The sequence below is a fragment of the Microbacterium songi genome, from assembly GCF_042747925.1.
GTDB lineage: Bacteria > Actinomycetota > Actinomycetes > Actinomycetales > Microbacteriaceae > Microbacterium.
In genome coordinates this window covers 1-20,498 of record NZ_JBHZIE010000004.1, presented here as the reverse complement: position 1 = coordinate 20,498, position 20,498 = coordinate 1, and the positions used below count along the sequence as shown (strand labels likewise).

Genomic DNA, 20,498 nt, shown 5'->3' with positions numbered 1-20,498 from the left:
TCGCGGATCACGGGTCGTCGCGGTAGCCGTCCTGTCTCCGGCGTTTCCCCGGTTCTCGGTCGGATGCCCCGCCGTTCGGAAGCCCGAAATCCTGGCAATCCCGATCTGAAGGCATGACAGCGACGGCCCGCTGGCTAGCGTGGATGGCGTTCCCCGCACCGCAGCCTTGGAGGCTCCCTTGAGCGCGCCCGCACAGCCGCCCGTCCCGTCGACCGCCGAGCCGACCGCTCGCGATCGCCGCCGGTGGGCGCAGTACCTCGTCAACGAGCGTGCCGAAGCACAGGTGTACCGCGTGCTCGCGGGTCGTCGCGAGGGGGAGGAACGCGACATCCTCCAAGCGCTCGCCGACGCCGAGGGCCGGCATGAAGCGCACTGGCTGGGACTGCTGGGCGGCGAGCCGAAGCGACTTCCCGCCCCCGACGTGGGCACCCGCGTGCTCGGCTGGATGGCGAAGCGATTCGGGTCGATCTTCGTGCTCGCCCTCGCGCAGAACGCCGAAGGACGCTCACCCTACGACGACGACCCGTTCGCGACGACCACGATGGCCGCGGACGAGAAGATCCACCACGAGGTCGTGCGAGGGCTCGCGGCGAGAGGGCGCCGCCGCCTGTCGGGGACCTTCCGCGCGGCGGTGTTCGGCGCGAACGACGGGCTCGTCTCGAACCTCGCGCTCGTCCTCGGAATCGGTGCCACGGGCGTCGCACCGGGGTTCGTCCTGTTCAGCGGGGTCGCCGGCCTGCTGGCCGGCGCGCTGTCGATGGGCGCGGGGGAATTCGTCTCGGTGCGCTCCCAGCGCGAGCTGCTCGCCGCGACCGAGCCCAACAACTACGCGGATGCGGCTCTGCCGCACCTCGACCTCGACGCGAACGAGCTCGCCCTCGTCTACCGCGCGCGCGGTATGTCGGCCGATGAGGCGATCGTCAGCGCGCGCGCGGTGATCGGTGCCGCCCAGGAAGCGGCGGACGGCCCGGAACCGTATCGGCGCCCCGCCGAGGTCGTCGAAGCGCACGAGGTCGTGGGCAGCGACTGGGGTGCCGCGGGCTCAAGCTTCCTGTTCTTCGCCTCCGGCGCGATCATCCCGGTGCTGCCGTGGATCTTCGGACTGACGGGGGTCTGGGCCGTGGTGCTGGCGCTGTTCCTCGTGGGCGTCGCCCTCTTGTCGACGGGCGCGATGGTCGGCCTGCTCTCCGGCGGTCCGCCGCTGCGACGGGCTCTGCGACAGCTCGTCATCGGGTTCGGCGCGGCCGCGATCACGTACGCGCTGGGCCTGCTGTTCGGCGTCTCCATGGGGTAGTCGTGGGCCCGGCCGCAATTTTCGGGCCTGCGCACGACGTGCTAGGCTCGATCTTCGGTTGGTGACAACCACACACCCATGCGCGGGTGGCGGAATAGGTAGACGCGCTAGCTTGAGGTGCTAGTGCCCTTTACGGGCGTGGGGGTTCAAGTCCCCCTTCGCGCACAGAACGAGAAAGACCCCCCGATGCTTTTCCGGGGGGTCTTTCTCGTTCTCCGGACGATGGCCGCGGCGTGACGCCGAGAGGGTCTGCACCCTGTCATGCGCACCTGGCCGGCGCCGGTAGGTTAGTCCGCATGCCCTCGCCAGACACCGACCTTCCCGAGGTCGTGCGCCTCGCACGGGACCTGATCCGCATCGACACCACGAACTACGGCGGTGGCCGGTCTCAGGGCGAGCGGGAGGCGGCGGAGTATGTCGGCGCCTACCTCTCCGAACTCGGCCTCACCCCGCAGTACTACGAGCCGGTTCCGCGGCGGACCAACGTCAGCGCCCGCATCGCGGGCAGGGATCGCTCGCTGCCGGCGCTCATCGTGCACGGCCATCTCGACGTCGTCCCCGCCATCGCCGAGGACTGGAGCGTCGATCCGTTCGCGGGCGAGATCCGCGACGGGATGCTGTGGGGGCGCGGTGCGGTCGACATGAAGAACATGGATGCGATGATCCTGACGGCCGTCGCCGATATCGTGCGCTCGGGCGACGCTCCCCGGCGCGACATCATCGTGGCGTTCTTCGCCGATGAGGAGAACGGCGGGGTCGAGGGCTCCGCCCTGGTCGTCCGCGATCGTCCGGAATGGTTCGAGGGCGCGACCGAGGCCATCAGCGAGGTCGGCGGCTACTCCATCTCGGTGGGCGAGCGCACCGCCTACCTCCTGCAGGTCGGTGAGAAGGCGCTCATGTGGATCCGGCTCGTCGCGCGCGGTCGGGCCGGCCACGGCAGCCGCTTCCACCCCGACAACGCGGTCACGCGTCTCGCCGAGGCCGTCCAGGCGATCGGCCGCACGGAGTGGCCGATCGAGCTCACGACGACGACGGAGCAGCTGCTGGGCCGCCTGGCCGAACTGTCCGACACGGATGCCGCGACCCCCGACGAACTCGCAGACACGACGGGCGCGGCATCCGCCTTCATCCGCTCGACGCTGCGGACGACCACCAACCCGACGGCGCTGTCGGCCGGATATAAGCACAACGTCATCCCCGACCGCGCGGAGGCGCTGATCGATGTGCGGGTGCTGCCGGGGACCGAGGAGACGGTGCTCGCTCGAATCCGCGAGATCGTCGGCGACGACATCGAGATCGAGATGGTCGTTCGCGACATCGGCCTCGAGGTCCCCTTCGACGGCGCGCTGGTGGAAGCCATGGTGGGAGCGCTCGGTCGTCATGATCCGGGCGTGCCCGTCATCCCGTACCTGCTCGGCGCGGGCACCGACAACAAGGCCCTCGCGACGCTCGGGATCGCCGGGTACGGCTTCGCGCCGCTCAAGCTCCCCGCCGAGCTCGACTTCACGGGCATGTTCCACGGCGTCGACGAACGCGTCCCCCTGGACGCCCTCGTCTTCGGCCAGGCCGTGCTCACCGATCTGCTCCGCACGTACTGAGAGGCATCCATGCACTTCTTCGAGGCGATCCTGCTGGGTCTCGTACAGGGGCTCACCGAGTTCCTGCCGATCTCCTCCAGCGCGCACCTGCGCATCCTCGGCGCCTTCCTCCCCGGGGCGGAAGATCCGGGGGCCGCCTTCACCGCGATCACGCAGATCGGCACCGAAGCGGCGGTGGTGATCTTCTTCTGGCGTGACATCGTCCGCATCATCGGACAGTGGTTCCGGGCGCTCTTCGGCAAGATCCCGCGCAACGATCCCGACGCGCGCATGGGCTGGCTCATCATCGTCGGGTCGATCCCGATCGTCGTGCTGGGACTGCTGCTGCAGGACCAGATCGAGACCGTGTTCCGCTCGCTGTGGGTGGTCGCCGCGATGCTGATCCTCTTCGGCGTCCTGCTCGGCATCGCCGACATGGTCGGAGCGAAGAAGCGCAAGCTGCAGGACATCACGATCGGTCAGGGCGCGATCTTCGGCGGTGCCCAGGCACTCGCGCTGATCCCGGGGGTCTCCCGCTCCGGCGGAACCATCACCGCCGGACTCTTCATGGGGTTCGAGCGGGCGGCGGCCGCTCGGTACGCCTTCCTCCTCGCGATCCCGGCCGTGTTCGGCAGTGGGTTCTACCAGCTGTACAAGAGCTACGACGTGCCGGGCGTGTACACCCTGGGTGAGACGCTGGCGGCGACCGTCGTCGCGTTCGTCGTGGCGCTCGCGGTGATCGCGTTCTTCATGAAGTACATCTCCCGGCACAGCTTCCTGCCGTTCGTCGTCTACCGCATCGCCCTCGGCGTGGTGGTCATCGTCCTGCTGTCCACGGGGGTCATTCAGCCCTGAGTTCGAGCTCGCCGATCAGCGCGCGTTCGTCGGCGTCGGTCAGGCCGGCGAGGTGGACGTCCGGCGGATGCGCCGCCCTTTCGGCCAGTCCGTCTTCCAGCGTCTCGACGAGGGGGCGGAGGGTGAGCCCTGCCGCCACGGCGCGGGCGTTCGATCTCCCGTTGAAGCCGTACCACGACCGGTCGACCAACCACAGGGGCAGCGAACGCGGACCCGCCCACTCCGACACGTCGTGCTCCTGCAACCAGGGTTCCGGTGCGAGCACCGCGATCGCGCTGCTGCGGGCGGCCGCGCTCGCGGCCGCGAGGTGCGCGGGGAACGTAAGGACGGGACCCATCGCGTTGTAGATGCCGGTCACTCCGCCTTCGACGCATCGCACCAGCCAGGCCGCGAGATCCCTGACGTCGATGACCGCGGTGGGGAGCTCGGGCGCGTCGGGGACCAGCACGGTGTGCTCGGCGGCAGGGTGCGCGAATCGCCACGGCCAATAGCTCGTGCGCTGGGTGTGGTCGCCCGGTCCGCCGATGAGGCCGGCGCGGGCGATCAGCACCCGGTCGATGCCGAAGGCCGCGAGGGCGGCCTCCTCGCAGGCGGCCTTCGCGGCACCGTACTGCTCGGGGTCGGTGAAGTGGTCGGCCGCGAGCGGCTCGACCAGGAGGGCGTCCTCGTCGGCGCCCACCTCCTGATGCGAGGCGTAGACGTTGCCGGTCGAGACGAACACGTACATGCCCGCAGCCGACGCCAGGTCTCGAACTGCGGTGCGCACATGGCCGGGCTGACGGGCGACGTCGATCACGGCATCCCATCGCTCGCCGGCGAGCGCACCGAGCGCGTCGTCGACGTCGCGGTCCGCGTTGACCAGTCGCGCGCCGGCAGGTACGGACGATCCGCGTGCCACGCAGGTGACGTCATGCCCGCCGTCGACGAACATCGACGCGATGCGATGGCTGAGCCACGCCGTTCCACCCAGCACCAGGATGTTCATCCCCGCATCGTGGCACGGGCGTGCGCACAGCCGCAGCGACGTTCGCCGTCAGCAGATCCGTCGCCGTCGCTCTCGCGGCATGCCTCGCTGACGTGATGTCGCTGGTCCGTGCGACGATTCGCACGACGGATCGGAGGAGGGCATGCGGGACGAGGCGACCGTGCTGCACGCCGATCTCGACGCGTTCTACGCCTCGGTGGAGCAGCGTGACGCGCCCGCGCTGCGCGGCCGACCGGTGATCGTCGGTGGGGGCGTCGTGCTCGCGGCGAGCTACGAGGCGAAGGCACGCGGCGTGCGCACCGCCATGGGCGCCCGGCAGGCGCGCGATCTGTGTCCGGACGCGGTCGTGGTCCCGCCGCGGATGGAAGCGTACTCCGCCGCCAGCCGCGACGTCTTCGCGATCTTCCGCGACACGACGCCGCTCGTCGAGGGCCTGTCGATCGACGAGGCGTTCCTCGAGGTCGGCGGACTCCGCCGCATCGCGGGCACACCCGAGCACATCGCCGTGCGATTGCGCGAACGGGTTCGGACGGAGGTCGGACTGGCCATCTCGGTCGGTGTCGCCCGCACGAAGTTCCTCGCGAAGGTCGCCAGCGCGGTGAGCAAGCCCGACGGGCTGCTCGTGGTCGAACCCGAGCGCGAGCAGGAGTTCCTTCTTCCGCTGCCCGTCGAACGATTGTGGGGTGTCGGCGCTGTGACGGCCGAGAAGCTCCACCGCCTGGGCATCAAGACGGTCGGACAGCTGGCAGAACTCGAAGCCGCAACCGCCGAGCGGCTCCTGGGCAGAGCGACCGGGGCGCACCTGCACGCCCTGGCACGGCTGCGAGATCCTCGGCCGGTCGACACCACTGGGCGCCGCAGGTCCATCGGGTCGCAGCGTGCGCTCGGCAGCCGCGCGCGTACCGCCGAGGAACTGGATCTCATCCTGACGCAGATCGTCGATCGGCTCGCGCGGCGCCTCCGCGACGGCGACCGGGTGTGCCGCACGGTCGTGCTGCGACTTCGTTACGGCGACTTCCAGAAGGCCACCCGGTCGCGCACCGTCGGCTCGCCTTCCGACCGTACCGCCGTCCTGCTCTCGGTCGCGCGCGGGCTGCTCGAGGCCGCGCAGCCCGAGATCATCGACCGCGGCCTGACACTCATCGGCATCTCCCTGTCGGGGCTGGGCCGCGCCGACAGTCTGCCGCCTGAGCTGCCGATCGATTGGGAGGACGGCGCGCGACTGGACACGGTGCTCGACGCGGTGCGCGATCGTTTCGGCGCGTCCTCAGTGGGCCGCGCGGCGCAGCTCGGTCGCGATCCGGGCTGGTCGACGCCGGTGCTCCCGGAACACGAGTGAGCGCGCGGACGAGGTCGTCACACCGGCTCGGTGGTGCGGATCAGACCACAATGCACGCACGACCACGCGACCAGGAACTTCTCGTCGTCGAGGATCTCGAACCGCAGCTCATCGCCGCAGGTCGGGCAGACCCGGGGATCCACGGCATGCGAGTTCATGCCGTCAGCCTACGGACACCTCGGCCGTCCAGTGGCCCGGGCCCGTGCCCGGGCGCGTCAGCGACCACCCGCCGTCGGACAGAAAGAAGATCTCGACGAATACTCGATCCGGTGTCGATTCCGCCGGATCCCGTTCGACGGGATAGTAGGAGGGCGCACATCGCGACCCGCCGTTCGCGGTCATCCCGACCGAGCCCACCGAGAAGAAGGACACCTCCATGAAGTACATGCTGATCATGCGCGCGACCGAAGCCGCCGTCGAGGCCTACAAGCACGCCGACTTCGAGGACATCATCAACAAGATGGGCGCCTACAACGAGGCGCTGAACAAGGCCGGCGTCATGCTCGCCGGCGACGGGCTCGCCGATGACATGTCGAAGAACTTCGTCGTCGACTTCAGCGCCGACGAGCCGATCGTCACGGACGGCCCCTACGGCGAGACCCACGAGCTGTTCAGCGGTTTCTGGATCATCCAGGTCTCTTCCAAGGAGGAGGCGGTCGAGTGGGCCAGTCGCTGCCCGCTCGGTCCCGGGTCCAAGCTCGAGGTGCGCCGAGTCACCGACATGAGCGACTTCGCGGACTTCGCCGACAACGACTACCTCAAGGCAGAGGCTGCGGCGCGCGGCGACCTCGCCTGAACCGTCGTGTCACCCGAGGCGACGACCGACGTACGCCGCACCGTGGACGCGGTGTGGCGTATGGAGAGCGCGCACATCGTCTCGACGCTGGCGAGGCTGACGGGGGATGTCGCACTCGCCGAGGATCTGGCGCAGGAGGCGGTGGTCGACGCGCTGAGGCAATGGCCCGATGCGGGCGTCCCTCGGAACGCGGGGGCGTGGCTCACCGCCGTGGCCAAGCGCAAGGCGATCGACCACTGGCGCCGTGCGCAACGGCTCGACGACCGCTATCGCTCCCTCGCCCGGGAGGCGGCTCCGCCCGATGAGGAGTGGCAGCCAATCGACGACGACGTCCTGCGGCTGGTCTTCGCCGCCTGCCATCCCGTGCTCGCCAGGGAGGCGCAGGTCGCGATGACGCTGCGGCTCATCGGCGGCTTGACGACCGAAGAGATCGCCCGCATGTTCCTCCTGCCCGTAGCGACCGTGCAGCAGCGCATCGTCCGGGCGAAGAAGACGCTGTCCGCCGCGCGGGTGCCTTTCGCGATACCCGAGCCCGTCGAGTGGAAGGCACGCCTCGGTTCGGTGCTGTCGGTGATCTATCTCGTCTTCACCGAAGGCTATGCGGCGACGTCCGGCGATCGGTGGATCCGCACGGACCTCGCGAACGAGGCGCTCCGCATCGGCCGGGTGCTCTCCGGTCTCATGCCTCGGGAACCCGAGGTACACGCCCTCGTGGCCCTCATGGAATTGCAGGCTTCCCACTTCCCGGCACGCGTCGGGCCCGACGGCAGGCCCATCCTGCTCGCCGAACAGAATCGCGGACGTTGGGATCACGCGCAGATCCGCCGCGGCCGGGCATCCCTGGAGCGGGCGGACGCACTCGGCCGCGGTCGCGGACCATACGCGCTGCAGGCCGCGATCGCCGAATGCCACGCGATCGCACCGAGCGTCCACGACACCGACTGGCCGCAGATCGTGATCCTGTACGAAGCGCTGGAAACGATCGCCCCGAGCCCTGTGGTCGAGTTGAATCGGGCCGTGGCGGTGTCGATGGCGACCGGTCCCGCGTCCGCGTTGCGGATCGTCGATCGGCTGGCATCGGAGGGTGGACTGCAGAGGTCGCATCTGCTGCCCAGCGTCCGCGGTGAACTGCTGCAGCGACTCGGACGTGCCGACGAGGCCCGTGCCGAGTTCTCCGCGGCGGCCGCGTTGACGATGAACGCGCAAGAACGCGTCATCCTGCTCGCCAAAGCAGCGGTCCGGGACTAATCCGCCGGCGGGACCGTCTTGCGCATGACGGTCTTGCTCTTGCCGATGTGACGCTCGAACGTGAACCCCGCCTTCTCGAACATAGCCCTGGTGCCGTTGTGGAGGAACGAGGAAGACGTCCGCTTGCCCGGGACGAGCTCGTTCGGGAACGACACCACCTCACCACCGCCGGCGTGGCCGATCAGGTCGAGTGCGCCGTCCAGGGCTTCCCGCGCCACTCCGGATCGTCGGTGGTCGCGGTCGACGAAGAAGCATGTGATGCGCCACGGCGCCGGGCGGGTCTCACCTGCGTCGTACTGCTTGCGGTGATAGATGCCGGGCAGCTCCAGCGGACTGCCGTACTGGCACCACGCGATGGCGTCATCGCCGTCGAAGACGAGCGCGGCGTGCGCGACGCCCTCCGCCACGAGGCGCTTCTTGAAGGTGGGCCCGTCGTGCTCGCTCTTGACGGTGTTCGCCGTGTCTGCGTGGAAGTACGAGCAGTAGCATCCGCCCCAGACCCCGTTGTGCTTGTCGGCGAGGGCCAGCCACGCCGGATAGGTCTCGGGGTCGAGCGGCCTGATCACATGCGACGTCTCCATACCCACCTCCGGGAAGTGTCGGCACCGGCACCGCAGCGGGCGCGGCGTCCGTGCCCGCTGCGGGTCGCTCCCCGCCGGCGCGTGCCCACAGTCAATCCGAAACGCGGAGTCTCTTCAAGAGAGGCGTCGGTCGAGTCCGACGCGTCGACGATACGGTTGCAGTGTGGCCACCAATGATCCGCTGCCCGACCGACCCGCCCCCGACAATCCGAAGGGGAAGCTGGTCCTCCTGCGCCATGGCGAGACGGAGTGGTCCAAGAGCGGCCGGCACACCGGTCTCACGGACATCCCGCTCACCTCGCGGGGAGAGGACCTCGCCCGCGGTGCCGGCGAGCTGGTCTCGGGCTACGACTTCTCGCTCGTGCTCACGTCACCGCTGCAGCGTGCCCGCAGGACCGCAGAGCTCGCCGGCCTGCACGCCGATGTCGATCCCCTCCTCGTCGAGTGGGACTACGGCGGCTACGAAGGGCGCACGACGCGCGACATCCGCAGCGAGCTGGGTTACAACTGGAGCGCCTTCACCCACGGCGTCATCCGGGGGCTCACGCCCGGCGAGACCGTCGAGGAGGTGGCCGCGCGCGCGTCGCGGGTGCTCACCAGGGTGCTGCCCGCGATGGTGACCGGGGATGTCGCGCTCGTTGGCCATGGGCATTTCCTTCGTATCCTCACCGCCGTGTACCTGCGGATGGCGCCGCGCTTCGGAGCGCAGATCACGCTGGATGCCGGTTCTGTGTCGGTGCTCAGCTACTACCGTGAGCAGCCGGCCATCATGTCCTGGAACTACGGACTCGAGCTGCCACTCGTGCCTTCGGAGTCCTGAACGGCTGAGGGCGTATTCGGGCGCGTACCGTGGGCGGATGCCCGATGTGACCTATCCCGAGGTCGGCGCGACCGCCGGCGCACTGCCCGCCGGCTATCGCCACGTGCGCGTCGAACGCCTGGTCGGGCGGGGCAGGGAGGACTTCGAGCAGACCTGCGACCTTCTGCTCGCAGGGCAGGCGCAGCGTCGGGCCGGCGCGATCATCCGTCTGTCTCAGGTGCCGTTGCGGACCGGGACGTACGTGCGGATGCTGGTGCGGATCGGACCGCTGGGGTTCCGGATCCCCTGCGTGGTCGTGTGGGCCGAGAGGACCACCGATCTCTGCGGGTTCGCCTACGGGACGCTCCCCGGCCACCCGGAACGGGGTGAAGAGCGCTTCGAGCTCCGCTTGCGCCCGTCCGGGGAGGTGGTCTTCCGGATCACCGCGTTCTCCGCTCCCGGGCGGTGGTTCACGCGTCTCGGCGGCCCGGTCGCCCGCCTGGTGCAGACGACGATGACCCGCCGTTACCTGAGGGCCCTCGACATGCCCTCACGGTCCGACGGGGAGAAGGGATTTCCCCCCCCGCAGGCGCGTGAAACTCCCCCTCGCGGTGGATGCCCGCCGTTTCGGCGCTTCCTAGGGTCGTTGTCATGAGCAACGACGGCAAAGGTTTTCAGATCAGTCCCAAGGCCTGGGCGTTCGGCATCCCCACGGGCTTGGTGCTGGGTATCGTCATGGGGATCGTCATGGACAGCATCGGTGTCGGCATCGCCATCGGCATGGGGATCGGCATCGCGTTCGCGGTCGCCTACGCGGGGTTCGAGAAGAACGCGACGACGAGGCCCGCCCCGGCGCGGTCCTCGGACGGATCTCCTGCGGCCACCGGAGACGGGGGGCACGGCCGCGCGGCGGGCAACGACCGTGACGGCGACGACCGTGACGGCGACGGCGGTGGAAGCGGTGACGGCGGTGGAAGCGGTGACGGCGGTGGAGGTGGCGGCGGGGACTGAATCCGGCCGAGTGCGAGGGGCGGCCTCGAAGTGCTCAGTCGCGGACGTCGATGCCGAGCGCGGAGGCGAATGCTCCTGACAGCCCGATCGTCTGCCGCTCGGTCAGGGTGACACCGCGGAGCGCAGTCGGGTCGGTGAAGGCGACGGCCTCGAGTCCGCGCAGGTCGACGTCGGTCGACCGCATCCCGCGGTTGTCGACCTCATCAGCGCGGCATCCCTCGAACGAGACGCGCGACCAGACGGCGTTCGGAAGGTCGATCGCGCCGATCGTGCAGTCGACGATCGACAGGTCGGTGACCTTCGCCGAGCCGAGGCTCAGATAGTCGACGCGCACCCCGCGCAGCTCGACCGAGCCCAGCGTGGCCCCGCTCAGGTCGAGCGTCCCGATGCGACCGCCGCGCACACGGACGGTCCGCCACCGCGACGTTCGTGCGGCGACCTCGGTGGCCCGCAGATCCGTGATCTCGACATCGGTGAGCACTGCCCCCGTGAGGTCGAGACGCTCCACGGATGCCCCCTCCACGACACACTCCGAGATCATGGCGTGCGCGGCATCCGTCACCGGCTCCAGACTCGCCCAACGGAGCTGGAACGCGTTCTCGCGCGCTCGTACCGTCGTGGCGTCTTCGAGATCGGCCGGTACGTCCGGATACGCGATGCGAGGCGGAGCGGGCTTCTGAGGGGCTCGGGCCATCACGTGCGACCGGCCGCGGCGAACCGGTCGGCGTCCGCCTCGGACTCGGGCACGCGGGGCACCCGCGCCGCCGCCCATGCCGCGACGAGGGTCACGAGCGACATCGCACCGAGGACGATGCCCGGGTGCCACCAGGCGTAGGCCGTGGCCTCGCCGATCGCGATCGTCAGCAACGGCACGAAGCCGCTGACGGTGGCGGCGATGGCGTAGGAGATCGACAGAGCCGAATAGCGGTAGTGGTCGGGGAACAGGTCGTTCATGAGTCCGCCGAGCGCTGCCCACGACATCGTCGGCAGGATGCCGCCGACCACCATGGTCGCGACCAGGATCGGGAACGTCGCGAACTGCAGCAGGAAGTACATCGGGAAGGTGATGAGGAGCGTGCCGAGCGCTCCCCAGGCGACCACGCGCGCCGAGCCGATGCGGGTCGCCCAAACACCGAACAGGGGGATCGTGACGAATTGCACGAGAGCGCCGATCGTGGTCGCGATCAGCAGGTCCTGATAGCTGAAGCCCAGCTGCGCGACGCCGTAGTTGATCGTGTAGGTGTTCATCAGCGAGTACGACCCGATGCCCAGGAGTGCGGCGCCGATCGCGATCGCGATGGCGGCCGGCCGTTGCCGGAACATCGTCAGGAACGGCAGACGGTCGCGACGGCCCTCGGCCACGACTTCCTTGAACACGGGTGTCTCGTCGATAGACCATCGCAGGTAGAGCGAGACGGCCAGCAGGGGGATCGCGAGGAGGAAGGGAATGCGCCAGCCCCAGGCGGCGAGCTCCTCGGCCGGCAGCACGAGGGTCATGACGATGAACACCACCGCGGTCAGCATCGAACCGACGGGGGAGCCGAGCTGGGGGATCGCGGCGTAGAACGCGCGCTTGACCCGGCCGGAGTGCTCCGTCGCGAGCAGGATCGACCCTCCCCATTCACCGCCGAGTGACAGACCCTGCACTACGCGCAGCAGCACGATGAGAACAGCGCCGAGCCATCCCGCCTGCGCGTACGTCGGCAGCAGGCCGATGAGGCCTGTCGCGACACCCATGATGCCGACCGTCCAGAGCAGCGTGGTCCGCCGTCCGAGTCGGTCGCCCATGTGCCCGAACAGCACTGCGCCGATGGGGCGCACCACGAAGGCGACCGCGATGGTGGCGAAGGCTGCGAGCTGACCGCCGAACGTGCCGAGCGGGTCGAAGAACAGTGGTCCGAGGAAGTATGCCGAGAAGTAGGCGAAGAGATAGAAGTCGAAGGACTCGAGCGATGTCCCGACCATGGAGGCCCACGCGATACGGCGGGCGGGGACGGAGCGGTCGGACAGCGGGGCGGGAGGAGCGGTGGTCACAGGCATCCATCCTGCCACCCGGAGACGTTGATGGATCGCGTCCAGCAATGGGTGACACCGATCGGGCAGCGCCGTCACAGCCGGTCGGGTGGCGCCTCGTGGGCGGCGAACGGGCGCGACACGCCGCGTGGTGGGCGGCGGCAACGGCGCGTCGCGACCGTTCGCGAGGGCGGGGGCCGCGAAAGCCCGCAGGAGGGTCGACGCCGGATGCCGCGCCCGGAGTACAATCGAAGGAGCAGCGCAGATCCGGCCATCACCGGGGAGCTCCCGGAAGAACAGGGTCTCGGCCCCCAGTAGAACCGGGCGGGGCAGGCCCGTCATCGCCGCAGTGAGAGAGGCGTGGCTCCGCGAGGGGTTCGCGTACGCGGGGTGGTACCGCGGTCCTTCCGACGGGAGGGTCGTCCTCGCAGGAAGCAACGCACAACGCACGCAACCTGCTGGAGTGACATGACCTATCCACGCCCCGCCACCGGTTCCTTCGGGCCCGCCGCCGACGCGGCATCCGTCGTCCCCAGTCCCCGGTTTCCGGAGATCGAGCGAGACGTGCTCGCGTACTGGGAGGCCGACGACACGTTCCGGGCCTCGATCGCTCAGCGCGACGGCTCGCCGGAGTGGGTCTTCTACGACGGTCCTCCGTTCGCGAACGGCCTGCCGCACTACGGGCACCTTCTGACCGGATATGCGAAAGACCTGTTCCCCCGCTTCCAGACGATGCGCGGCAAGAAGGTCGACCGCGTCTTCGGGTGGGACACGCACGGGCTGCCCGCCGAGCTCGAGGCCATGAAGCAGCTCGGCATCACCGAGAAGGCCGAGATCGAGCGCATGGGCATCGCCACCTTCAACGGTCGGGCCCGCGAATCGGTGCTGACCTACACGCGGGAGTGGCAGGACTACGTGACGCGCCAGGCGCGCTGGGTGGATTTCGAGCGCGGCTACAAAACGCTCGACACCACGTACATGGAGTCCGTGCTCTGGGCGTTCAAGACGCTGTACGACAAGGGACTGGCCTACGAGGGCTACCGCGTGCTGCCGTACTGCTGGCGTGACGAGACGCCGCTGTCGAGCCATGAGCTGCGCATGGACGACGACGTCTACAAGATGCGCCAGGACCCGTCGGTCACCGTCACCTTCCCGCTCGTCGGGCTCAAGGCCGAAGCCCTCGGGCTCACCGGAGTGCGAGCCCTCGCCTGGACGACGACGCCGTGGACGCTGCCGACGAACCTCGCGCTCGCCGTGGGTCCCGGCATCCGCTACGTGGTCCTGCCCGGCGGACCCGCCGGCGCCGCGGACGTGCACCACGATCCGTCGGGCCACCCCGACGACCGCATCGAGGCGACCGCGCATCGCTATCTGCTCGCGGAGGAACTGCTCGGCGGCTACGTGAAGGACCTGGGCTACGCGAGCCTCGACGAGGCACGGGCCGCCGTGCAGCAGACCGTGCTCGGCGCAGATCTCGCCGACGTCGAGTACGACCGCCTGTTCGATTACTACGCGGATGCCGCGACCTGGGGCACCGCCGATGCCTGGCGCATCCTCGTCGACGACTACGTGACGGTCAGCGACGGCACCGGAATCGTCCACCAGGCGCCCGCCTACGGCGAGGATGACCAGAGGGTCACGGCTGCGGCCGGCATCCCGCTGATCATGAGCCTGGACGACGGCGGCAAGTTCCTGCCGCAGGTGACGGACGTCGCCGGGGAGTTGTGGATGGACGCCAACCGGCCGCTCATCCGACTGCTCACCCAGCGCGGGCGCCTGCTGCGCGAGGCCAGCTACGAGCATTCGTACCCGCACTGCTGGCGCTGCCGGAACCCCCTCATCTACAAGGCCGTCTCGAGCTGGTTCGTGCGCGTCACCGACATCAAGGACGACATGCTCGCGAACAACGAGCAGATCACCTGGGCGCCCGAGAACGTCAAGTACGGGCAGTTCGGGAAGTGGCTCGAGGGTGCGCGGGACTGGTCGATCAGCCGCAACCGCTACTGGGGCTCGCCGATCCCCGTCTGGAAGAGCGACGACCCCGAGTATCCGCGCGTGGATGCGTACGGGTCCCTCGCCGAGATGGAGGCCGATTTCGGCCGCCTGCCCCGCAACACCGACGGAGAGGTCGACCTGCACCGCCCGTTCATCGACGAGCTGACCAGGCCGAATCCCGACGACCCCACCGGACGCTCGACGATGCGCCGCATCGAGGACGTCCTGGACGTGTGGTTCGACTCGGGTTCGATGCCGTTCGCCCAGGTGCACTACCCGTTCGAGAATCACGACTGGTTCGACGAGCATGCACCCGCGGACTTCATCGTCGAGTACATCGGGCAGACCCGCGGATGGTTCTACCTCATGCACGTCCTGTCGACCGCGCTGTTCGACCGCCCCGCGTTCACGGGCGTGAGCTGTCACGGCATCGTGCTCGGCAACGACGGACAGAAGATGTCGAAGTCGCTGCGCAACTACCCCGACGTCTCAGAGGTCTTCGATCGTGACGGATCCGATGCGATGCGCTGGTTCCTCATGTCGAGCTCGGTGCTGCGCGGTGGCAACCTCATCGTCACCGAAGAGGGCATCCGCTCGGGCGTGCGCGAATTCCTCCTCCCCCTCTGGAACACGTGGTACTTCTTCGCCACGTACGCCAACGCCTCCTCCGGCGGCTACGAGGCCTCCTGGCGCACCGATTCCACCGACGTGCTCGATCGCTACATCCTCGCGCTCACCGGCGACCTGGTGCGCGAGGTCGCGAACGACCTCGAGACCCTCGACTCGACGACGGCTGCGGAACGGCTGCGGGACTTCGCCGAGGCGCTCACCAACTGGTACGTGCGTCGCTCGCGCGATCGCTTCTGGGTCGGGGTGTCCGACGACCCGCGCAGTCGTGAGGCCTTCGACACTCTCTATACGGTGCTTGAGACGGTCACCCGTGTCGCGGCGCCGCTGATCCCGCTGATCGCCGAGCGCATCTGGCAGGGCCTCACCGGCGGACGCAGCGTGCATCTCCAGGACTGGCCCGATGCCGACGACTTCCCGGCCGCCGACGACATCCGCACCACGATGGACGCGGTTCGCGAGGTGTCGGGTGCGGCGAATGCGCTGCGCAAGAAGGAGGGCAAGCGCGTGCGTCTGCCGCTGGCGCGACTCACGGTCGTGAAGACGGATGCTTCGTCCCTCGGTCGGTTCGACGACATCCTCCGCGACGAACTCAACGTCAAGAGCGTCGAACTGATCGATCTCGAAGACGGCACCGCCGCGCAGTACGGCATCACCCACCGGCTCTCGGTCAACGCGCGTGCCGCGGGTCCGCGCCTGGGCAAGCAGGTGCAGCAGGCCATCAGGGCCGCGAAAGCCGGAGACTGGAGTGAGACCGACGGCGTGGTCACCGCCGGCGGGCTCGCGCTCGAGCCGGGGGAGTACGACCTCGTTCTCGAGACCGCCGGTCGCCCCGCGGGCGAGGCGCTCGCGCTGTTGACGGGCGGAGGGTTCGTGCTGCTGGACACGACCACGACCCCCGAGCTCGAGGCCGAAGGGCTGGCACGCGACCTGATCCGAGCCGTACAGGACACCCGAAAGGCTGCCGGGTTCGACGTGAGCGACCGCATCCGGCTGCACCTGCTGTTCGCCGACCCCGTCGACGGCGACGCGGTGGCGTCGGCCTTCGATGTCGCGAACGTCGCGGGCGAGACGCTCGCGCTCGCGCACGACGTGCAGGTGGTCGGTCGTGATGTGCACGTCGCGACGGATGACCCGCCTGAGACGTGGCATCCCACGGTCTTCGGCACTCTGCCGGAGCATGTGTCCTACGTGCCGGCGGGCACCTATGCGAACGCCGGCGGCTTCCACGTCGCCGTGACGCGGACCGCTGCGCCCGCCGCCGAGGACGAGGCGGTGCAGGCGTGAACGACCGCGCACGCGCAGATGCCGTCTACGCCGAGCTGCTGACCCGTCAGGGCGAGCAGTGGGTCCAGCCGCGCGTGGAGCGCACCCGCCGCGTGCTCGAGCTGCTCGACGACCCGCAGCGCACGTACCGCGTCGTGCACGTCACGGGCACGAACGGCAAGACTTCGACGAGCCGCATCATCGAGAGCCTGGTCCGCGCCCACGGTCTGCGCACGGGACTGTTCACGAGTCCCCACCTCGAGCGGTTCACCGAGCGGATCATGATCGACGGCGAACCGGCCGACGACGCCGCGATCGCCGACGCGTGGGACGAGATCTCTCCCTTCGTCGGCCTCGTGGACGCAGAGCTCGAGAAGGCCGATGACGCGCCGCTGACGTTCTTCGAGCTGCTCACGGTGCTCGCCTTCGTCGTGTTCGCGGATGCGCCGATCGATGTGCTCGTGCTCGAAGTCGGCATGGGTGGCGCGTGGGATTCGACGAACACCGCCGACGGCGACGTCGCCGTGTTCGCCCCGATCGACCTCGACCACGCCGATCGTCTGGGCGACACGATCGCCGAGATCGCCTCCGTCAAGGCCGGGATCATCAAGGACGGCGCGCTCGTCGTCTCGGCCCGCCAGGACGCCGCGGCCGAGGCCGTGCTCCGTGCGGCGGCCGCCGCACACGGGGCGTCGATCGCGTTCGAGGGAGAGGGTTTCGCGCTCGCGTCCGACCGCCTCGCGGTCGGCGGGCAGCTCATCTCGGTGCGCGGACTCGCCGGTGTCTACGAAGACGAATACCTGCCCCTCTACGGCGCGCACCAGGGATTCAACGCGGCGCTCGCGATCGCGGCGGTGGAGTCGCTCATCGGCGGTGCGGCACAGCCCTTGAGCGCCGATGTGCTGACCGACGGGCTCGCCCAGGTCACGTCGCCCGGTCGACTGCAGCTCGTCGGCATCGAGCCGACCGTGCTGGTCGATGCAGCCCACAATCCGCACGGAGCGCATGCGCTGGTGGAGGCCATGAGGACGGCTTTCGACTTCGACGAGTGGGGGGTCGTGCTCGGGGTGCTCGAAGACAAGGACGCGCGCGGGATCGTGGCGGAGTTCGCGTCGGTCGCCACCCACGTCTTCGCCACTGCGCCCGACTCCGAGCGCGCGAACGAGGCCGACGTGGTGGCGGACATCGCCGAGGCGTCGGGTCTGCCGGTCACCGTGCACCGCGACCTCGATGACGCCGCGGCTGAGGCGCGCAGTTGGGCTTCGGCATCCGCTCGGCGTGCCGTGATCATCGCGGGTTCGGTCGTACTCGCCGGCGAGGCGCTGGCCCTCGCAGCGGAGCAGCAATGGAAGAGCGGGGGCGGCGAATGAGCGCCGGCGCCGGTGAGGAACGGCCTCCGAGGCGACCGTCCCGACGTCGGGGCGCCGCCGAGTCGCTCGGATCGATCGTCCTCGCTGCCGAGTCGCTCGTGGTGTTCCTCGGCGGGCTCCTGGTGTACGGCCTCGCCGCGCTCCCCGCCGGGATCGAGCCCTGGTGGGGCATCGTCGCCGGATCCACGGTGGCACTCGTCATGCTGCTCGCCGGGCGGACGCTGCAGCACCAGTGGGGAATCGTGCTGGGGTGGATCCTGCAGGGCCTCGTCCTCGCCGCCGCTCTGCTCGTGCCGGCCTTCGCGATCGTCGCCCTCATTTTCGGTGGGCTCTGGGCGTATGCGACGATCAAGGGGGCGTCGCTCGACGCCCGCAACGCGCGCCTCGCGCAGCAAGATCCCACCCCCGACGGAGAATGACATGTCGACCGAAGAGACCCTCATCCTGGTCAAGCCCGACGGCGTCGCCCGCGGCCTCACGGGCGCGATCCTCGCGCGCATCGAGGCGAAGGGCTATTCCCTCGTCGACATCCGTCTGGTCGAACCCGACCGCGAGACCCTCGCGCGGCATTACGCCGAGCACGAGGGCAAGCCGTTCTACGAGCCGCTGCTCGAGTTCATGCTGTCGGGACCGTCGGTCGCCATCCGTCTGGCCGGCAATCGCGTCATCGAGGGCTTCCGCTCGCTCGCAGGTACGACCGATCCGACGACCGCGGCACCCGGGACGATCCGCGGCGACTTCGGTCGCGATTGGGGCCTGAAGGTGCAGCAGAACCTCGTGCACGGTTCGGACAGCCCGGAGTCGGCTGCCCGCGAGCTGGCCATCTGGTTCGCCTGACGACCATGCGGCCGGCCGCGTTCGTCCCCTGCGCTGGCAGGGGGCGGACAGCATGAGCGCCATCACGCGAGTCTGGCTGGCGGACTGGGAGTGGCAGTGTTGCGGGGAAGCGTTCGCCGTCGGCGACGATATCGACTTCGGAATCGCGACGCGGTCACCTCATCTTGCCCTCGCCGACACACTCGGCCCGGTGCTGGTCGAGACCGTCGACGCGATCGAGTCTCACCACGAGGACGATTTCGTCGATCGGGTTCGCGGGCGGGTTCTGCAGGTGCACGCGGTCACGCGGGAAGTCGTCGAGCGTCGGTCCTTGCGCCGTCCGGGTCACGGCGCACCCCCGACGGCAGTGATGCCGCCAGCCGGCGAAGAATGGCCACTCATTCGCCACGAGTGGGGAAACGGTGTCGGCGCATGGGTGGGGGCGCGACCCTCGCGGTACGTGGTTGAAGTCATCCCGCTTCCGGACACGGCGGTTCTCGATCCTGTAGACGGCGTCCGTTTGCCGGCAGCGGAGGGCGAGGAAGCGCCGCCGTCGTTCGCTGTGCCCGCCGAGGATCCGCCGCCGGAGCGTCGCACGCGGTCGTTCATGGGCTGGCTGGTCGACATCGATGAGCACTAGTGCGCTTCGGATGGCTTTCTCCGACGACTCGATCATCGGTTCCGACTCACGCGCTTCCGCCCGGCCCGGGATCTCGCTCGCGTGATGCTCGGCGGCTCGTCTGTTTCTCCTCAGCACCGCTGTAGGTGGTCGATTTCGAGGTTATCCACGGGTTTGCGATTCGGCCGCTGATCTGGTTGTTTTTGGCGGTTCGGTGTCGGTGGTCCTCGGCAGAATGGGGGGTATGGACAACCTCGCTGACACGCTGCGACAGGTCGAGTTGACGCTCGGTGCGGTGGTGGGTCGGGCGTATCGGTCGGGTGAGCTGCGGGGCCTCGACGACGGGGAGGTTCTCTCGCTTGTGCGGGGGGCGTCGGTGATCGCCCGGCAGGCCGAGGCGTTCCTGGTGGGCGCGGTTGCGGAGTTGGAGGAGCGGGGGGAGGTCGCGGCATACCCGGAGCGTCCCACGACGAGGTTCGGGTGCCGGTCGGTGAAGGAGCTGGTCCAGCGCACCACGCTGGGGTCGAGTCGGACGGCGGGGGACATCGTGAAGGCAGCGCGTGCGGTGCAGCAGCCGGTGGCGGTGTCGACGGGTGAGGTTCTCCCGGCCGCGTATCCGGCGCTGCGTGAGGCGGCGGCCGATGGGGTCGTGGGGGTGGAGGCCCTGGTCGCGGTCGTCGGCGCGCTGGCTGCGGCGCAGTGCGACCGGGGTGCGCGTTTGGTCGCGGATGCGGAGCTTGCCGCATCCGCCCGCGGGGTGGGGGTGGACGGTGGCCCGTGTCCGGGGGTCGATGATCTGCGGTTGCAGGCGCAGGTGTGGGCGGCGTACCTGGATCAGGACGGTGCGGAGCCGCGGGAGTCGCGGGCGTTGCGGAAGAGGGCGTTCACGATCGGTGTCTGCCGGGACGGGATGGTGCCGTGTCGCGGGACCCTGCTGCCCGAGGTCGCCGCCCAGCTGCAGCGCTTGTTCGACAGCATCCTCAACCCCAAGACCGGCGGACCCGATGTCCCTGCGGGTCCCTGGTTCGCCGACCGTGGAGACCCGGGTGCGGACACGATTTTCAAGGACGCGGCTGTGGAAGACCCGGCCCTCGGAGACGCGACTGACCCGCGTACGCGGGTCATGCGGCAGCATGACGCGTTGGCGATGGTCCTCACGGTCGCGGCGCGGTCGGGCGCGGTGCCGTCGATCGGGGGCGCGGCCCCGACCCTCGTCGTGTCCGTGACTGCTGAGGATCTTGTGTCGGGTCGGGGGCACGCTCACCTCGACGGGTGTGACGAACCGGTCTCCCTCGCCGTGGCCCGGC

21 protein-coding genes and 1 tRNA gene are annotated in these 20,498 nt (G+C 69.4%); 16 read left to right on the top strand and 6 right to left on the bottom strand.

What is annotated here, in order from left to right:
- Nucleotides 1–178 precede the first annotated feature (178 nt).
- From ACFM35_RS06540 to ACFM35_RS06525, 4 genes are all read left to right on the top strand, one after another.
- Entirely contained in the window at nucleotides 179–1,294 is a 1,116-nt protein-coding gene (locus ACFM35_RS06540) for a VIT1/CCC1 transporter family protein (RefSeq protein ID WP_378839918.1), read from the top strand.
- A gap of 80 nt (nucleotides 1,295–1,374) precedes the next feature.
- A tRNA-Leu gene (locus tag ACFM35_RS06535) sits at nucleotides 1,375–1,459 on the top strand.
- A 131-nt stretch (nucleotides 1,460–1,590) separates the two neighbouring features.
- Nucleotides 1,591–2,892 carry a M20/M25/M40 family metallo-hydrolase gene (locus ACFM35_RS06530; RefSeq protein ID WP_378839915.1) on the top strand — a complete coding sequence of 434 codons (1,302 nt, stop codon included), beginning with the start codon at nucleotides 1,591–1,593 and terminating at the stop codon, nucleotides 2,890–2,892.
- Nucleotides 2,893–2,901: 9 nt separating this feature from the next.
- On the top strand, nucleotides 2,902–3,726 hold the full coding sequence (locus ACFM35_RS06525) for an undecaprenyl-diphosphate phosphatase (protein ID WP_378839913.1): 825 nt from the start codon (nucleotides 2,902–2,904) through the stop codon (nucleotides 3,724–3,726).
- Here ACFM35_RS06525 and ACFM35_RS06520 read toward each other — a convergent pair.
- Nucleotides 3,713–4,711, bottom strand: coding sequence for an NAD-dependent epimerase/dehydratase family protein (locus tag ACFM35_RS06520; RefSeq protein WP_378839911.1), 999 nt, complete (start codon nucleotides 4,709–4,711; stop codon nucleotides 3,713–3,715). The genes ACFM35_RS06525 and ACFM35_RS06520 overlap by 14 nt on opposite strands.
- Before the next feature lie 142 nt (nucleotides 4,712–4,853).
- Here ACFM35_RS06520 and dinB point away from each other — a divergent pair, with 142 nt between their 5' ends.
- Nucleotides 4,854–6,050 (top strand): DNA polymerase IV, encoded by a 1,197-nt coding sequence (dinB, locus tag ACFM35_RS06515; RefSeq protein ID WP_378839909.1) that lies wholly within the window; start codon nucleotides 4,854–4,856, stop codon nucleotides 6,048–6,050.
- Nucleotides 6,051–6,067: 17 nt separating this feature from the next.
- On the opposite strand, the gene ACFM35_RS06510 is transcribed toward dinB, so the two are convergent.
- Together ACFM35_RS06510 and ACFM35_RS06505 are read right to left on the bottom strand one after the other, a co-directional pair.
- Entirely contained in the window at nucleotides 6,068–6,208 is a 141-nt protein-coding gene (locus ACFM35_RS06510) for a hypothetical protein (RefSeq protein WP_378839907.1), read from the bottom strand.
- Nucleotides 6,209–6,212: 4 nt separating this feature from the next.
- Complete coding sequence (locus tag ACFM35_RS06505) at nucleotides 6,213–6,428, bottom strand: hypothetical protein (RefSeq protein WP_378839905.1); 216 nt, start codon at nucleotides 6,426–6,428, stop codon at nucleotides 6,213–6,215.
- On the opposite strand from ACFM35_RS06505, the gene ACFM35_RS06500 reads away from it, so the two are divergent.
- Together ACFM35_RS06500 and ACFM35_RS06495 are read left to right on the top strand one after the other, a co-directional pair.
- Nucleotides 6,427–6,846 (top strand): YciI family protein, encoded by a 420-nt coding sequence (locus tag ACFM35_RS06500; protein ID WP_378839902.1) that lies wholly within the window; start codon nucleotides 6,427–6,429, stop codon nucleotides 6,844–6,846. The two genes, ACFM35_RS06505 and ACFM35_RS06500, sit on opposite strands and share 2 nt — an antisense overlap.
- Before the next feature lie 60 nt (nucleotides 6,847–6,906).
- Nucleotides 6,907–8,094, top strand: coding sequence for an RNA polymerase sigma factor (locus ACFM35_RS06495; RefSeq protein WP_378840662.1), 1,188 nt, complete (start codon nucleotides 6,907–6,909; stop codon nucleotides 8,092–8,094).
- Here ACFM35_RS06495 and ACFM35_RS06490 read toward each other — a convergent pair.
- On the bottom strand, nucleotides 8,091–8,675 hold the full coding sequence (locus ACFM35_RS06490; protein WP_378839900.1) for a GNAT family N-acetyltransferase: 585 nt from the start codon (nucleotides 8,673–8,675) through the stop codon (nucleotides 8,091–8,093). The genes ACFM35_RS06495 and ACFM35_RS06490 overlap by 4 nt on opposite strands.
- Nucleotides 8,676–8,838: 163 nt before the next feature.
- Between ACFM35_RS06490 and ACFM35_RS06485 the strand changes: the two genes are divergently transcribed.
- From ACFM35_RS06485 to ACFM35_RS06475, 3 genes are read left to right on the top strand one after another with little or no spacing between them, the layout of a single operon-like run.
- A complete protein-coding gene (locus ACFM35_RS06485) occupies nucleotides 8,839–9,495 on the top strand; it encodes a histidine phosphatase family protein (protein ID WP_378839898.1) in 657 nt (218 codons plus the stop codon).
- Nucleotides 9,496–9,532: 37 nt separating this feature from the next.
- A complete protein-coding gene (locus ACFM35_RS06480) occupies nucleotides 9,533–10,129 on the top strand; it encodes a DUF1990 domain-containing protein (protein WP_378839896.1) in 597 nt (198 codons plus the stop codon).
- A complete protein-coding gene (locus ACFM35_RS06475) occupies nucleotides 10,126–10,485 on the top strand; it encodes a hypothetical protein (protein ID WP_378839893.1) in 360 nt (119 codons plus the stop codon). The genes ACFM35_RS06480 and ACFM35_RS06475 overlap by 4 nt, the downstream gene beginning before the upstream one ends.
- Nucleotides 10,486–10,519: 34 nt before the next feature.
- Here ACFM35_RS06475 and ACFM35_RS06470 read toward each other — a convergent pair whose 3' ends face one another.
- Together ACFM35_RS06470 and ACFM35_RS06465 are read right to left on the bottom strand one after the other, a co-directional pair.
- Nucleotides 10,520–11,179 carry a pentapeptide repeat-containing protein gene (locus ACFM35_RS06470; RefSeq protein ID WP_378839891.1) on the bottom strand — a complete coding sequence of 220 codons (660 nt, stop codon included), beginning with the start codon at nucleotides 11,177–11,179 and terminating at the stop codon, nucleotides 10,520–10,522.
- Nucleotides 11,179–12,525 (bottom strand): MFS transporter, encoded by a 1,347-nt coding sequence (locus ACFM35_RS06465; protein ID WP_378839888.1) that lies wholly within the window; start codon nucleotides 12,523–12,525, stop codon nucleotides 11,179–11,181. Before ACFM35_RS06465 ends, ACFM35_RS06470 begins: the two co-directional genes overlap by 1 nt.
- A 441-nt stretch (nucleotides 12,526–12,966) precedes the next feature.
- Between ACFM35_RS06465 and ileS the strand changes: the two genes are divergently transcribed.
- From ileS to ACFM35_RS06435, 6 genes are all read left to right on the top strand, one after another.
- Complete coding sequence (ileS, locus tag ACFM35_RS06460; protein ID WP_378839885.1) at nucleotides 12,967–16,407, top strand: isoleucine--tRNA ligase; 3,441 nt, start codon at nucleotides 12,967–12,969, stop codon at nucleotides 16,405–16,407.
- Entirely contained in the window at nucleotides 16,404–17,756 is a 1,353-nt protein-coding gene (locus ACFM35_RS06455; protein ID WP_378839882.1) for a bifunctional folylpolyglutamate synthase/dihydrofolate synthase, read from the top strand. Before ileS ends, ACFM35_RS06455 begins: the two co-directional genes overlap by 4 nt.
- Nucleotides 17,753–18,175, top strand: a complete 423-nt coding sequence (locus ACFM35_RS06450) for a DUF4233 domain-containing protein (RefSeq protein WP_378839880.1) — start codon at nucleotides 17,753–17,755, stop codon at nucleotides 18,173–18,175. The genes ACFM35_RS06455 and ACFM35_RS06450 overlap by 4 nt, the downstream gene beginning before the upstream one ends.
- Before the next feature lies 1 nt (nucleotide 18,176).
- Nucleotides 18,177–18,593 (top strand): nucleoside-diphosphate kinase, encoded by a 417-nt coding sequence (gene ndk, locus ACFM35_RS06445; RefSeq protein WP_378839877.1) that lies wholly within the window; start codon nucleotides 18,177–18,179, stop codon nucleotides 18,591–18,593.
- Between the two features lie 52 nt (nucleotides 18,594–18,645).
- Nucleotides 18,646–19,212, top strand: coding sequence for a DUF6578 domain-containing protein (locus ACFM35_RS06440; RefSeq protein ID WP_378839875.1), 567 nt, complete (start codon nucleotides 18,646–18,648; stop codon nucleotides 19,210–19,212).
- Between the two features lie 223 nt (nucleotides 19,213–19,435).
- Nucleotides 19,436–20,498: DUF222 domain-containing protein (locus tag ACFM35_RS06435; protein WP_378839872.1), on the top strand; the 1,063-nt coding region annotated here is incomplete at its 3' end.